The following is a 14,294-nucleotide window of genomic DNA, read 5'->3' as shown; positions in this document are numbered from 1 at the left end:
TCAAGCCTTCCTCAGATGAACGATGAACCGGCTTCCCTCGCCATCGCTCTCGACCTCCATCCGGCCGCCGTAATCGCCGACGATATCCTTGGAGATGACCAGCCCGAGGCCGAGACCTTTTTCCTTAGAGGTGTTGAACGGCGTAAACAGGCCTTTGCGGATTTCAGGCGAAATGCCAGGGCCGTTGTCGGCAACCGTCAGCGTCACCGTCTCCGCATCGGCCGATGTCCTGACCTCGACGCGCCCCTCTTCGGCCTTCGGCGCTACGGCCTCCAGCGCGTTCTGAAGCAGGTTGATCAGCACCTGCTCGAGGCGGATCCTGCTGCCCATGACCTGCAGCTCGGCCGGCGGCAGGTCGATGTCGAGCGTATCCATGCGGCCGGCAAAGCGGCTGCGCAACAGCATCACCGCCCCCTCGATGACGTCCTTCAAGCCTGTCGGCTCGGCGCTGCCGCGGCCCTTGCGGGCGAAGGTCTTCAGTTCCTCGGTGATCGAGCCTATGCGCTCCGTCAGCGCGGCGATGTTTTCGAGATTTTCACCGGCGGGCGCCGTCTGGCCGCGGTCGAGGAGGGTGCGGGCATTGTCCGCATAGGCGCGGATGGTCGCCACCGGCTGGTTGATCTCATGGGCGACGCCGGCGGCAACCTGGCCGAGGATCGCCAGCCGGTTGGCCTGCACCAGATCCTGCTGCACCGCCTGCAGCTTCTGTTCCGTGCTGCGGTGACCGGCGATCTCGGCCTGCAGCCGATCGCGCGCCTGGCTGAGATCCAAAGTCCGCTCGGTCACGCGCCGTTCCAGTTCCTCGCGCGCCTGCTGCTCCCTGAAAATCCTCAGCGTGATCGTCTGGCGGCGGCGCAACAGGAAGGCTGCGCCGGCGAGGAGCGGTAAAAGCAAGAGCAGCGCCAGCATGCGTGTTTCGCGGACCGCCGCATCGACCGACGGCCCCGATGCAACAAGATGCTGCAGATGCCAGCCGGTCGCAGGGATCGGCATCCCGACATTGAGAAAGCTGGTCTTTCCGGCGCCGCCGGGCGTGACGATCTCGACGACATCGAGCCCGTCGCCGAGGCGCCTGATGATATCGAGCGGCAGCGGCTGAAGCGGCGCGTCGCCGAATTGAAGGCTGTCGCGGATCGCGGTCAACCGATCCTCGGCGATGCGGCCGATCGTCATGAACCGCCAGGAGGGAATGCTGGTGATGAGGACGATGCCGCGATCGTCGATGACGTAGGACGGGGCGCCCGAGGCATGCCAATCCGCCTCGACATCGTCGAATTCCACCTTGACGACGACGACGCCCAGCAGGCCGTCGCTGCCTGATATCCGCTCGGAAATATAAAGACCGGGCTTCTTACTGACGGTGCCGAGGGCGAAATGCTCGGCCTGCCCTTGAGCGACGGCGCCCTGAAAATACTCGCGGAAGCGATAGTCGTTGCCGACGAAGCTCGTCGGTTCGCGCCAGTTGCTGGCCGAAACCGCGATGCCGTCCTTGTCGATGACATAGATGACGGCAGCCTTCGTACCGGCGGCCAGTGTCTCAAGCTTCCGGCTCAACTGCTCGAACGTGCCGGCGTCGCGTCCCGCCAGGGCGGCGGCGAGCGCGGTATCTTGCGACAGCACGAAGGGCAGCGCCCGGTATTTCTCGAGGACCGTGCGCAGCAGCGCCACGTTCATCCCCGCATCGGTGCGGGCCTGTTCCTCCAGGGCAGCTTCCGCCCGGCGCCGGCCAACCTCGCCGCTCACCAAGAGACTTGCGGCGACGGCCGAGAGGGCGAGCACCGCATAGGCCCACCACATTCGGCGAATGCGGTGGTGCAAGGGCAGGGAGGGCCAAAGCCTTTGCGAGACTGACAAGGACATGGCGGATTTGTGCATTTTTCCGCACGGGACGCAAATGGATTTGTGTGGGTTTTCGCATTGGTAGTCAGGCCGTTGGCCCGTCTGAAATTTTTTCTGACATAAAAACAATTGCTTACGTGGATGGCGCGAAACTGGCACGGCGATTGCGAAGAAGAGCGCAACAACGGCTGAGCTGTTGGATTGAAGCGAACGGCTCGGGAGGCCGGAGTTCGTTCCGGACGAGCCTTTAGGAGGACATCATGATCGCAGCACCACTCGATGCAGTCGCAGACAGCAAGGGCAGGAAGCCCTTCTATTCCCATCTCTACGTCCAGGTTCTCGCGGCCATCGCCGCAGGCATCCTGCTCGGCCATTTCTATCCCGAACTCGGTACCCAGCTGAAGCCGCTCGGTGATGCCTTCATCAAGCTCGTGAAGATGGTGATCGCTCCGGTCATCTTCCTGACGGTGGCCACCGGTATTGCCGGCATGAGTGACCTGAAGAAGGTCGGCCGCGTCGCCGGCAAGGCGATGCTGTACTTCCTGACCTTCTCGACGCTGGCGCTCGTCATCGGCATGATCGTCGCCAACGTCGTCCAGCCGGGCGCCGGGATGAACATCGATCCGGCATCGCTCGACCCGAAGGCCGTCGCCACCTTTGCCGATAAGGCGCATGAGCAGAGCATCGTCGGCTTCCTCAGCAATATCATCCCGACGACGATCGTCGGCGCCTTTGCCGACGGCGATATTCTGCAGGTGCTGTTCTTCTCGGTGCTCTTCGGCATCGCGCTCGCCATGGTCGGCGAAAAGGGCGAGCAGGTCGTGACTTTCCTCAACGCCCTGACGGCTCCGATCTTCAAGCTCGTCGGCATCCTGATGAAGGCCGCCCCGATCGGTGCCTTCGGCGCCATGGCCTTCACCATCGGCAAGTATGGCATCGGTTCGATCGCCAACCTCGCCATGCTGATCGGCACCTTCTACATCACCTCGCTGCTCTTCGTTCTCGTCGTGCTCGGCGCCGTCGCCCGTTATAACGGCTTCTCGATCCTGGCGCTGCTGCGCTACATCAAGGAAGAGCTGCTGCTGGTTCTCGGCACCTCGTCTTCGGAGGCAGCCCTTCCGGGTCTCATGAACAAGATGGAAAAGGCCGGCTGCAAGCGCTCGGTCGTCGGCCTCGTCATCCCGACCGGCTATTCCTTCAATCTCGACGGCACCAACATCTATATGACGCTGGCGGCCCTCTTCATCGCCCAGGCAACCGGCATCCAGCTCTCCTGGGGCGACCAGATCCTGCTGCTGCTGGTGGCGATGCTGAGCTCGAAGGGTGCCGCCGGCATCACCGGCGCCGGTTTCATCACCCTTGCCGCGACACTCTCCGTCGTGCCCTCCGTGCCGGTCGCCGGCATGGCGCTCATCCTCGGCATCGACCGCTTCATGTCGGAATGCCGCGCGCTGACCAACCTCGTCGGCAATGCGGTTGCGACGATCGTTGTGGCGCGCTGGGAAAAGGAGCTGGATACCGCGCAGCTTGCCGCGGCGCTCGGCGGCCAGACGGAAGAGACGGCTCCGGCGGCCGGGCTGCAACCGGCCGAATAAACCGGCCCGATCGTCGATAATCTTGCAGCGGCCCGTTCTACAGCGGGCCGTTTGCTGTTGATGATGTCGTTCTCTATTCGTCGTCATCCTCGGCCTTGTGCCGAGCATCTGCTGTCCTATCGAATGGCGGCAGATGCTCGGGACAAGCCCCGAGCATGACGGACGGAGGAGGGGTTGGCGGACTTCTCCAGCGGCCCGGCGGCCGATTATCCAACGGGCCGTTTCCTTTCGGCTAGCCGCGATTGCCGCCGAGAAGGCGGTCGTAAACGGCGCCGATCGCTGTTGCTTCCTTCTCCAGCGCAAAATTCGCCCGGACATGGCGCAGCGCATTCTCGCCATGCGCGATCGCCAGCGCGGGATCTGCGATATAGGGGGCGATTGCCCGCGTCAGCGCCTCACCGTCGCCGGCGGCCACGACCGAGCCAGTCTCGCCCTCGGCGATGAGTTCGGCATAGGCGCCGGCATCCGATGCCACCACCGCCGTCCGCGAAGCCATGGCTTCGAGCGGTGTCAGGCCGAAGCCCTCGTTGCGGGAGGGGGCGACATAGAGCGTCAGGCGGCGATACCAGACTTTGATGTCGGGCACTTCGCCGAGGAAGAGAATGCGGTCGCTAAGGCCTGCGGCGGCGACATCGGCCTTGAGCTTGTCGCCGAAGCCCACGTGCTCCGCCGTCACCCGGCCGGAGACGACGGCCGTCCATTCGGGGTGCTGCGGCAAGAGTTCGATCATCGCCCGAACGAAGAGATCGGTGCCCTTCTGATGGCGCACACGACCGAAACAGCCGACAAGATAGCGGCCGGGCAGACCGGTCGCGGCAATGCCGTCTTCCGCCGTTTCCGGCGGGTGGAACAAGGACAGATCGACCCCATGCTGGATGACCGTGTGCGGCACTTCGAGAAAGGAGCCGGAGCGGTCGCTGGTCGCAATCACCGCGTCCATGCGGCGGATCAGCCATTTCGTGTAGGCGGTGTGGCGGCGTTGCGCGGCGGAGGTGAAGATGAGCTTCAGCGGCATGCGCAGGAGATGGCGGAGCAGGATGCCGACGGCCATCTCATTGTTGCGGCGGGCGTGCCAGACGCGATGGCGCCGGCGCGCCGGCGGGCGCCAGAGGCTTAAAAGTTGCAGCCATCTCAGTTTCGGCAGGCCTTCCGGCAGGCCGGGGCCGAGGGTTGCGATCCCGATGCCGAGTCGGAGCTGGCACGGGATGAGCTGGACGATGGTCGACGTGACGCCGGAGAGCCGGCGCTTGAAATTGGGCGCGATGATCTCGACGTCACGCATATCAGGCAAGGGAGGGGTCTCGTCTGTGGCGGGCGATCAGCCCCAGGAAACCTGGAGGATTTCGTAGGCCTTGGAGCCGCCGGGCGCGTTGACCTCGATGGAATCGCCGACTTCCTTGCCGATCAGCGCACGGGCGATCGGGGAGGAGATGGAGATGCGGCCGGCCTTGACGTCGGCTTCCTGGTCGCCGACGATCTGGTAGGTCTTTTCTTCCTCGGTGTCCTCGTCGACGAGCTTCACCTTGGCGCCGAACTTGATCTTGTGGCCCGACATCTTCGTGAGGTCGATGACCTCGGCGCGCGCCGTCAGATCTTCCAGCTCGCTGATGCGGCCTTCATTGTGGCTCTGGGCTTCCTTGGCAGCGTGATATTCGGCGTTTTCGGAAAGGTCGCCATGGGCACGGGCTTCGGCGATCGCCTCGATGATTCGGGGGCGCTCCTCCTGCTGACGCCAGCGCAGTTCTTCCTGCAGCTTGACGAAACCACCCTGTGTCATCGGTACCTTTTCAACCATTTTTCTGTCCTTCACTCCTTGTATCGGCACGTCAGGCGCAAACACAAAAGAAAACAGGTCCCGAAGGGGAGCTTCGGAACCGTGCCACAATCCTAGTTAAGCGCTTATAGCAGATCGCCAAGGCCGATTTCCAGAAAATTCGCATAAACGCAACGCAACCCCCGCGATATCAGGTGATGCGCCAGAAAATCGGGCAGGGGCGGGATGGAGCCGGATTGACTTTGTATATTAGAACATATAGTGAACATAAGCATGAAGAAGTCGCTTGCCGAACGCTTGGCCATCCTGTCCGATGCCGCGAAATATGACGCTTCCTGCGCCTCCAGCGGCACGGTGAAACGCGATTCGAGCACAAGCGGCGGGCTCGGTTCGACCGAGGGATCCGGCATCTGCCATGCCTATGCGCCGGATGGTCGATGCATTTCGCTTTTGAAGATCCTGCTGACCAATTTCTGCATCTACGACTGCGCCTATTGCGTCAATCGCTCGTCGAGCAATGTCGAACGGGCGCGTTTTACACCCGAAGAGGTGATCTGGCTGACGCTGGAATTCTACCGCCGCAACTATATCGAAGGCCTCTTCCTTTCCTCCGGCATCATTCGTTCGTCCGATTACACGATGGAGGAGATGGTCCGCATCGTCCGCGAACTGCGGGTGACGCATGCTTTCCGCGGTTATATCCACCTGAAATCGATCCCCGAGGCGTCGCCGCGGCTGATCGAGGAGGCGGGGCTTTATGCCGACCGGCTGTCGCTCAATATCGAGCTGCCGACGGATAACGGCATCAGCCGCTTCGCGCCGGAAAAGAAGCCCGCCAGTATCCGGAGATCGATGGCTGATCTGAGACTGAAGATCGAAGCCGCCGGCGAGCCGACGCTGAAAAGCAAGAAACGCCAGCGTTTCGTCCCGGCCGGGCAGAGCACGCAGATGATCGTCGGCGCCGACGGCGCGAGTGATGCAACCATCCTTGCGACCAGCGGCCGGCTTTACAGCAGCTACGGCCTCAAGCGCGTCTATTATTCCGCCTTCAGCCCGATCCCGGATTCGTCGAAAAACCTGCCGCTGATCAAGCCGCCGCTGATGCGCGAACACCGGCTCTACCAGGCCGACTGGCTCTACCGCTTCTATGGTTTCGGCATCGACGAGATCACCGCCAATCAGGCGGGCGGCATGCTCGATCTCAATCTCGACCCCAAACTTGCCTGGGCGCTTGCCAACCGGGCCGAATTTCCCGTCGATATCAACAGGGCCGAGCGTGAACGGCTGTTGCGCGTGCCCGGCCTTGGCACCAAGACGGTCAAGGCGATCGTTTCGGCGCGCCGCTTTCGCCGCCTGCGGCTCGACGATCTCTCGCGGCTCGGCGTTTCGATCAAGAAGGTCCAGTCGTTCATCTCGGCGGAAGGATGGTCGCCGCGACGGCTGATCGATAGGCCGGATCTTCGCGCCATGTTCGAGCCGCAGCCTGAACAATTGTCGTTGCTGTGATGCGCCGGGTCGTGCTTGCAGGACGCGGAGATCTTGCCGAATGGCGTGATGCCGCACGCGCCTTGGCGGCGGCCGGCATAGTGCCTGAAGAGATCGAGTGGCGTGAAAGAAGCGCGGAGGCGGATCTTTCCTTTCAGCGCGACGCCATGCCGCCGGCGCCGGCGGCATCACGCAAGCCGATGACGGTGCCGCCCACCTTCATCGAGCTTGTCGAGACGGTGCTCTGCCATTCCGATCCGGCGCGGTTTTGCCTGCTGTACCGTCTGCTCTGGCGGCTGCAGCTGGACCGGCAGCTGCTTGAGGTGACCTCCGACGAGGATGTCGTGCGTGCCAGGCTGATGGCGAAAAACGTGCATCGCGACGCGCACAAGATGACGGCTTTCGTCCGCTTCAAGGAGGTTGGCGCGGTTTCCGCGGGGCGGCGAAAATTCATCGCCTGGTTCGAGCCGGACCACCATATCGTCAGGCGGACGGCGCCCTTCTTCCAACGACGATTCACCGATATGGACTGGCTGATCGCCACGCCCAAGGGGTCGGCCGCCTGGGACGGCGAGCGGCTGACGATCAGCGACGAACCTTGCGAGAAGCCCAATCTCAGCGATGCCACCGATGAGCTCTGGCGCACCTATTATGCCAGCATCTTCAATCCGGCGCGATTGAAGCTGAAGGCGATGCAGGCGGAGATGCCGAAGAAATACTGGAAGAACCTGCCGGAAGCCGATCTCATTCCCGGGTTGATCGCATCGGCCGAAAGCAAGGTGCGGGAGATGGCGGCAAGGGAGGCAACACAATCGCTGCCTTTTCACGACCGGCTGCAGCAGGCTGCGCGCAATGTTCCCGCCAAGCCTGAGCTTCCGGCGGGCACGCTGGAAGCACTGCGCGCGGAGGCTGCCGTCTGCACGCGCTGTCCGCTTCACGCCAATGCGACGCAGACGGTGTTCGGGGAGGGGCCGCGCGATGCGGAGGTGATGTTCGTCGGCGAGCAGCCGGGCGATCAGGAGGATATTGCAGGGCGCCCTTTTGTCGGCCCTGCGGGCAGGCTTTTCGATCAGGTGATTGCGGAGGCGGGCATCGACCGATCGACGCTCTACGTCACCAATGCCGTCAAGCATTTCAAATACGAGCCGCGCGGCAAGCGGCGCATCCACCAGAAGCCCAATATGGGCGAGGTGAAGCATTGCCGCTGGTGGCTCGATCTGGAATTGTCGCTCGTCAAGCCGAAGCTGATCGTGGCCATGGGGGCGACGGCACTTGCGGCGCTGACCGATGTGAAAGGCCGCCTGCAGGACGTCAGAGGAAAGGCGATGGCGATCGAAGCAGGGCGCACGCTCTTCGTGACGGTGCATCCGTCCTATCTGCTGCGCATCCCCGACGAACGGCTGAAGGCGGAGGAGATGGCGCGCTTTCGTCAGGATATGATGAGAATTCAGCGACTTATGAAGGCAGCCGCATAAGTTGATTCTGGTTGAACTCTGCGTCAGCGCTCAAGGAGCGCTGACGCAGTTCCAGTTCATACTCTATTCCGGACGCAAAACCGCGGTGCGGTTTTGTTGGAATTGCTCTGATCTCAGGCGAAGTAGCTCTGCAGCGGCCGCACTTCCAGATTGCCGGCCTTCAGCGCCTTGATCGCCTGGGCGGCGGCTTCGGCGCCGGCCATCGTGGTGTAATAGGGCACCTTCTGCATCAGCGTCGCGCGGCGCAGCGACTTGGAGTCCGAGATCGCCTTGTTGCCGTCGGTGGTGTTGATGACGAGCTGGACCTGACGGTTGCGGATTGCATCCTCGATGTGCGGACGGCCTTCCAGAACCTTGTTGATCTTGGTGGCGGTGATGCCGTTTTCGCCGAGGAAGCGGGCGGTGCCGCCTGTTGCCAGCACCTTGAAGCCCTGTTCGACGAGAATGCGGATCGCCGGCAGCACGCGCGGCTTGTCCTCGTCGCGCACTGAGACGAAGACCGTGCCGTCACGCGGCAGTTCGACGCCGGCGCCGAGCTGCGATTTGGCGAAGGCCAGCGCAAAATCGGTGTCGAGGCCGATGACTTCACCGGTCGAGCGCATTTCGGGCCCAAGCAGCGTGTCGACGCCGGGGAAGCGGGCGAAGGGGAAGACGGCTTCCTTGACGGCGATATGCGTGAGCTTGCGCGGATCGGGCTTCTCGCCGTAGGCGGCAAAGGTCGCGTCGAGCTTCTCGCCGGCCATGACGCGGGCGGCGATCTTGGCGATCGGCGCGCCGATGGTCTTGGCGACGAAAGGCACGGTGCGCGAAGCGCGCGGGTTGACTTCGAGCACGTAGACGGTGCCGTCCTTGATGGCGAACTGGACATTCATCAGGCCACCGACATTGAGCGCCTTGGCCATCGCCTTTGCCTGGCGCTCCAGCTCGTCGAGCAGTTCGACGGGCAGCGAGCGCGGCGGCAGCGAACAGGCGCTATCGCCGGAGTGGATGCCGGCTTCCTCGATATGCTCCATGATGCCGGCGACATAGACATCGGTGCCATCCGAGAGGCAGTCGACGTCGACTTCGATGGCGTGGGTGAGGTAGCTGTCGAAGAGCAGCGGGTTCTTGCCGAGCAGGGTGTTGATCTGGCCGGTCTTGTCGTTGGGATAACGCTGCTTGATATCCTCGGGCACCAGTTCCGGAACCGTGTCGAGCAGATAGGTCTGCAGCTGGCCTTCCGAATGCAGGATCTGCATGGCGCGGCCGCCGAGCACGTAGGATGGGCGCACGACCAGCGGGAAGCCGATTTCGGCGGCGACCAGGCGGGCCTGCTCAACCGAATAGGCGATGCCGTTGTTCGGCTGGTTGAGGTCGAGCTTCATCAGAAGCTTCTGGAAGCGGTCGCGGTCTTCGGCGAGATCGATCATGTCGGGCGCGGTTCCGAGGATCGGGATGCCGTTCTTCTCCAGCGCCTCGGCAAGCTTCAGCGGCGTCTGGCCGCCGAACTGGACGATGACGCCGACGACTTCGCCCTTTTCCTGCTCGGCGCGCAGGATCTCGATCACGTCTTCCGCCGTCAGCGGCTCGAAATAGAGACGGTCGGACGTGTCGTAGTCGGTCGAGACGGTTTCCGGGTTGCAGTTGATCATGATCGCTTCATAGCCTGCGTCCTTCAGCGCGAAGGCGGCATGGCAGCAGCAATAGTCGAACTCGATGCCCTGGCCGATGCGGTTCGGGCCGCCGCCGAGGATGACGACCTTCTTACGGTCCGAAACCTCAGCCTCCGAGCGGGCGGCGCCGACGAAGGGCGTCTCGTAGGTCGAGTACATGTAGGCGGTCGGCGAAGCGAATTCGGCCGCGCAGGTGTCGATGCGCTTGAAAACAGGGCGGACGTTGAGGCCGTTGCGCAGTTCGGCGACTTCCTTCGGGCGCTTGCCGGTCAGGGTCGCCAGACGCGCGTCGGAGAAGCCCATCGCCTTCAGCATGCGCAGATTGTCGGCATCGCCGGGCAGGCCGTGCTCGCGGATGCGGGCCTCCATGTCGACGATGTTCTTGAGCTCGGCGATGAACCAGGGGTCGATCTTGCAGCCCTCGTGCACCTCTTCGATGCTGAGACCCTGGCGCAGCGCCTGGGCAACCATGCGCAGGCGGTCCGGTGTCGGCGTGCCGATGGCGGCGCGGATGGCGTTCTGGCTGGATTCGCCTTCTTCGAAATCGGGGATCTCGATCTCGTCGAGACCGGTCAGGCCGGTTTCGAGGCCGCGCAGCGCCTTCTGCAGCGATTCGGCAAAGGTGCGGCCGATCGCCATGACTTCGCCGACCGACTTCATCGCGGTGGTCAGCACCGGCGAGGCGCCAGGGAATTTCTCGAAGGCGAAACGCGGGATCTTGGTGACGACATAGTCAATCGACGGCTCGAAGGAGGCGGGCGTGGCGCCGCCGGTGATGTCGTTTTCGAGTTCGTCGAGCGTGTAACCGATGGCGAGCTTGGCGGCGACCTTGGCGATCGGGAAGCCGGTGGCCTTGGAGGCCAGCGCCGAAGAGCGCGACACACGCGGGTTCATTTCGATGACGACGAGGCGGCCGTCCTTCGGGTTGACGGCGAACTGGACGTTCGAGCCGCCGGTCTCGACGCCGATCTCGCGCAGCACCGCGATCGAGGCGTTGCGCATGATCTGGTATTCCTTGTCGGTCAGCGTCAGCGCCGGAGCGACGGTGATCGAATCGCCGGTATGGACACCCATCGGATCGATATTCTCGATCGAGCAGATGATGATGCAGTTGTCCGCCTTGTCGCGGACGACCTCCATCTCATACTCCTTCCAGCCGAGTACGGATTCTTCGATCAGGACTTCCGTCGTCGGGGACGCATCGAGGCCGCCGCCGACGATCTCGAAGAATTCCGAGCGGTTATAGGCAATGCCGCCGCCGGTGCCGCCGAGCGTGAAGGAGGGGCGGATGATGGCGGGCAGGCCGACATGGTCGAGCGCCTGGGCGGCGATCGCCATGGCGTGGTTCAAATAACGCTGCTTGCGGTCGCTCTCGCCGAGGTTCCACTGGTTTTCCAGCTCGTCCAGCCCCTTGTCGAGGTCGGAGCCGGAAAGGCTTTCGCGCAGCTTGCTGCGCTCGGCCTCGTGGGTCTTGCGATCGAGGTCCTTGATGTCGGTGGCGTTCGCCAGCATCGAGCGCGGCGTTTCCAGGCCGATGCGGGCCATGGCCTCGCGGAACAGCGCGCGGTCCTCGGCCATGTCGATGGCGGCGGGTTTGGCGCCGATCATTTCGACATTGTAGCGGTCGAGCACGCCCATGCGCTTCAGCGACAGCGCGGTGTTCAGCGCCGTCTGGCCGCCCATGGTCGGCAGCAGCGCATCCGGGCGCTCCTTGGCGATGATCTTGGCGACGACCTCGGGGGTGATCGGCTCGACGTAAGTGGCGTCGGCCAGGCCCGGATCGGTCATGATCGTCGCCGGGTTGGAGTTGACGAGGATGACGCGGTAGCCTTCCTCCTTCAGCGCCTTGCAGGCCTGGGTGCCGGAATAATCGAACTCGCAAGCCTGGCCAATGACGATCGGTCCCGCGCCGATGATGAGGATCGATTTGATGTCTTGGCGCTTCGGCATGGGCGATATCCATTGTCTGGCTGCGCAAAAAGCCGGCCAGGGTGGGAGATCACCGGGTCGGGTCGCGCATTGAGGGTCTTTTCAGGCTAGAAGCGGCTTATAGGCAAATGTATTTGCAAACGGAACCCCATAAATCGCGGAATCGACAGGAATCCGGATATGGCGTGAAAGCTATTTCCCGTCCGGCACGACGAGCACCCGGATTTCGCCGCCGCGCGCCGGATTGGTGATCGCTTCCGGGGCCTCATCGAGCCCGATCCGCCTGGATATCAGCGGCTCGACTCTGACCCTGCCGGAGGCGATGAGATCGGCGGCGCGGCCATGGGTGAAGGGGTTGACGAAGGAGCTAATCAGCGCAACTTCGCGAAACAGCAGATCGAAGGGTTCGACCTCGATCATTGCGCCCTGCGGCATGACGCCCAAAATGACGGCAGTGCCGCCGCGCCGGGCAAGCCGGGGCGCCTGCTGCATGGTCTCGGCCACGCCGGCGCATTCGAAGACGACGTCGGCGCCGCCGGGCAGCAGTCCGTCTTCGGCAATGATGCGGGCAATGATGTCGCCGTCCCCCGGATCGGCCGTCGCGGTCGCGCCGAGGCTTTCGGCCAGCCGCCGCTTTTCGGCGCTGCGCGTCACCAGCACGATGCGGGTCGCTCCGGCGAGCCGTGCCAGCTGTAGGGTGAGCAGGCCGATGACGCCGCCGCCGAGCACGATGGCCGACGCGCCGGTTTTCAGCCCGGCGAGATCGACGCCGTGAATGCAGCAGGCCAGCGGTTCGCAGAAGGCGCCGTGGAGCGGATCGAGATCGGCCGGCAGAGCGAAAGCCTGGCTTTCAGGCATGCAGACATATTCGGCAAAGCCGCCGTCGCGGTGGATGCCGATCGCCTGCAGCTTCCGGCAGAGATTGACCCGGCCGCGCCGGCATTCCTCGCAGCCGCCGCAAGAGATGTTCGGATCGCCCGTCACGCGCATGCCGGGGGGAAAATCGGTCACGCCGCTGCCGACCGCCTCGACGATGCCGGCAAATTCATGGCCGAGCGTCACCGGCGGCTTGGAAGGAAATTCGCCATGGAAGATATGACGGTCGGTGCCGCAGATGCCGCAGGCCTCAATGCGGACCAGCAATTCGCCCGGCCCCGGCACGGGCTTGCCGATCTCGCAGAGCTGCAATTTTCCGGTTGCTTCCAGGCGTACGGCCTTCATCGGCTTGTCCTCCCGAATTCTTCTCCTGATCAGGAAGAGCCAAAGCGGGACTCCCGTCAAGCGCTTAGGGCGCCTTCTTTATCTGAAGCGGCGTGCCGATCGGCTGCGCGCTCGCCACGATCGTATGCCCCAAAAGAGCTGGCTTGTCGCCCGATGAAGTCGCTGGAATTCCGGCCATCGACGGATATATAGATTCCTGAAGTAAGAAGCATGGGCATCTCGGGGAGAACGAAGATGGAATGGAGAGGCCGGCGTCAGTCCGACAATATCGAGGATCGCCGCGGCGATCCGGGCGGCGGCGGGTTCGGCCGCGGCGGCGGCTTCAACTTTCCTTCCGGCGGCGGCGTTCGCCGCGCCGGCGGCGGCTTGAGCATCGGCACAATCATCTTCCTCGTCGTCATCTATTTCATCTTCAAGCTGATGGGCATCGACCTGCTGCAGGTGCTCGACACCGGCAGCAGCGGGCCCGGCTACGAGCAGAGCCAGTCCGAAGGAGCACGCACGCCAGCCAATGACGAGATGACCGCCTTTATGCGCACTGTGCTCGCCGAGACCGAGGATACATGGAACGGCATCTTCCAGGCACAGGGGCAGAATTACCAGGAGCCGCGCCTCGTGCTCTTCTCGGGACAAACGCAATCGGCCTGCGGCTTTGCCTCTGCCGCGACCGGTCCATTCTATTGCCCAGGCGATCACAAGGTCTATCTCGACACGGATTTCTTCCAGGAACTCTCCGACCGGTTCGGCGCTTCGGGCGATTTCGCCGAGGCCTATGTCGTCGCCCACGAGGTCGGCCACCATGTGCAGAACCTGCTCGGTATCCTGCCGAAGTTCAACGAGGCCCGGCAGCGCATGAGCGAGGACGACGCCAACAAGATGTCGGTGCGCGTCGAACTGCAGGCCGACTGCTTCGCCGGCATCTGGGGCAAATATACCCAGCAGAAGGGCCTGCTGGAATCCGGCGACCTGGAGGAAGCACTGAACGCCGCCCAGCAGATCGGTGACGATACGCTGCAGAAACGGTCGCAGGGTTACGTCGTGCCCGAGAGTTTCAACCACGGCACCTCGCAACAGCGCGTCAGATGGTTCAAGCGCGGTTTCGACAGCGGACAATTGTCGGCCTGCGATACGTTCTCGGGGCCGGTTTGAGGTTGCTTCGCCAAGGTTTGCGAGCGTCGCCCCCTCATCCGCCTGCCGGCACCTTCTCCCCGCCGGGGAGAAGAGATTCGTGGCGATGTTGCATTCCAATAGAAGCGTTTGTGGTGAGAACGGAGGCTTGCGGCTTGTCCTCTTCTCCCCTCGGGGCTATGGCATTCACACATTT

The 14,294-nt window shown here is 63.3% G+C and carries 9 protein-coding genes; 4 read left to right on the top strand and 5 right to left on the bottom strand.

Annotation, left to right across the window (positions count from 1 at the left end):
- Positions 1-1,875, bottom strand: a complete 1,875-nt coding sequence (locus CO655_RS16645; protein WP_097665520.1) for an ATP-binding protein — start codon at positions 1,873-1,875, stop codon at positions 1-3.
- A 224-nt stretch (positions 1,876-2,099) separates the two neighbouring features.
- Here CO655_RS16645 and CO655_RS16640 point away from each other — a divergent pair, with 224 nt between their 5' ends.
- The gene (locus CO655_RS16640; RefSeq protein WP_010032264.1) at positions 2,100-3,434 is read left to right on the top strand and encodes a dicarboxylate/amino acid:cation symporter; all 1,335 of its coding nucleotides are present in this window, start codon (positions 2,100-2,102) and stop codon (positions 3,432-3,434) included.
- A 232-nt stretch (positions 3,435-3,666) separates the two neighbouring features.
- On the opposite strand, the gene CO655_RS16635 is transcribed toward CO655_RS16640, so the two are convergent.
- Both CO655_RS16635 and greA read right to left on the bottom strand, forming a co-directional pair.
- Positions 3,667-4,725 (bottom strand): glycosyltransferase family 4 protein, encoded by a 1,059-nt coding sequence (locus CO655_RS16635; RefSeq protein WP_097665519.1) that lies wholly within the window; start codon positions 4,723-4,725, stop codon positions 3,667-3,669.
- A 27-nt stretch (positions 4,726-4,752) separates the two neighbouring features.
- Complete coding sequence (greA, locus tag CO655_RS16630) at positions 4,753-5,229, bottom strand: transcription elongation factor GreA (protein WP_010028762.1); 477 nt, start codon at positions 5,227-5,229, stop codon at positions 4,753-4,755.
- A 252-nt stretch (positions 5,230-5,481) separates the two neighbouring features.
- On the opposite strand from greA, the gene CO655_RS16625 reads away from it, so the two are divergent.
- Together CO655_RS16625 and CO655_RS16620 are read left to right on the top strand one after the other, a co-directional pair.
- A complete protein-coding gene (locus CO655_RS16625; protein WP_097665518.1) occupies positions 5,482-6,714 on the top strand; it encodes a putative DNA modification/repair radical SAM protein in 1,233 nt (410 codons plus the stop codon).
- Positions 6,714-8,168, top strand: coding sequence for a UdgX family uracil-DNA binding protein (locus CO655_RS16620; protein ID WP_097665516.1), 1,455 nt, complete (start codon positions 6,714-6,716; stop codon positions 8,166-8,168). Before CO655_RS16625 ends, CO655_RS16620 begins: the two co-directional genes overlap by 1 nt.
- Before the next feature lie 113 nt (positions 8,169-8,281).
- Here the strand turns inward: CO655_RS16620 and carB are convergent, their stop codons facing one another.
- A complete protein-coding gene (carB, locus tag CO655_RS16615) occupies positions 8,282-11,770 on the bottom strand; it encodes a carbamoyl-phosphate synthase large subunit (protein WP_097665515.1) in 3,489 nt (1,162 codons plus the stop codon).
- A 171-nt stretch (positions 11,771-11,941) separates the two neighbouring features.
- Positions 11,942-12,970, bottom strand: coding sequence for a zinc-dependent alcohol dehydrogenase family protein (locus CO655_RS16610; RefSeq protein WP_097665514.1), 1,029 nt, complete (start codon positions 12,968-12,970; stop codon positions 11,942-11,944).
- Positions 12,971-13,204: 234 nt separating this feature from the next.
- Here CO655_RS16610 and CO655_RS16605 point away from each other — a divergent pair, with 234 nt between their 5' ends.
- On the top strand, positions 13,205-14,119 hold the full coding sequence (locus tag CO655_RS16605) for a neutral zinc metallopeptidase (RefSeq protein ID WP_097665513.1): 915 nt from the start codon (positions 13,205-13,207) through the stop codon (positions 14,117-14,119).
- Positions 14,120-14,294 lie beyond the last annotated feature (175 nt).

The organism is Rhizobium sp. M1, assembly GCF_002531805.1.
GTDB classification, from domain to species: domain Bacteria; phylum Pseudomonadota; class Alphaproteobacteria; order Rhizobiales; family Rhizobiaceae; genus Rhizobium; species Rhizobium etli_C.
This window is presented reverse-complemented; position numbering and strand designations above follow the sequence as displayed.

What these genes read in the sequence shown, in the direction of transcription:
- CO655_RS16645 (WP_097665520.1), bottom strand. Translation starts at nt 1,875, where the DNA reads ATGCACAAATCCGCCATGTCCTTGTCAGTCTCGCAAAGGCTTTGGCCC.
- CO655_RS16640 (WP_010032264.1), top strand. Translation starts at nt 2,100, where the DNA reads ATGATCGCAGCACCACTCGATGCAGTCGCAGACAGCAAGGGCAGGAAG.
- greA (WP_010028762.1), bottom strand. Translation starts at nt 5,229, where the DNA reads ATGGTTGAAAAGGTACCGATGACACAGGGTGGTTTCGTCAAGCTGCAG.
- CO655_RS16625 (WP_097665518.1), top strand. Translation starts at nt 5,482, where the DNA reads ATGAAGAAGTCGCTTGCCGAACGCTTGGCCATCCTGTCCGATGCCGCG.
- CO655_RS16620 (WP_097665516.1), top strand. Translation starts at nt 6,714, where the DNA reads ATGCGCCGGGTCGTGCTTGCAGGACGCGGAGATCTTGCCGAATGGCGT.
- carB (WP_097665515.1), bottom strand. Translation starts at nt 11,770, where the DNA reads ATGCCGAAGCGCCAAGACATCAAATCGATCCTCATCATCGGCGCGGGA.
- CO655_RS16610 (WP_097665514.1), bottom strand. Translation starts at nt 12,970, where the DNA reads ATGAAGGCCGTACGCCTGGAAGCAACCGGAAAATTGCAGCTCTGCGAG.
- CO655_RS16605 (WP_097665513.1), top strand. Translation starts at nt 13,205, where the DNA reads ATGGAATGGAGAGGCCGGCGTCAGTCCGACAATATCGAGGATCGCCGC.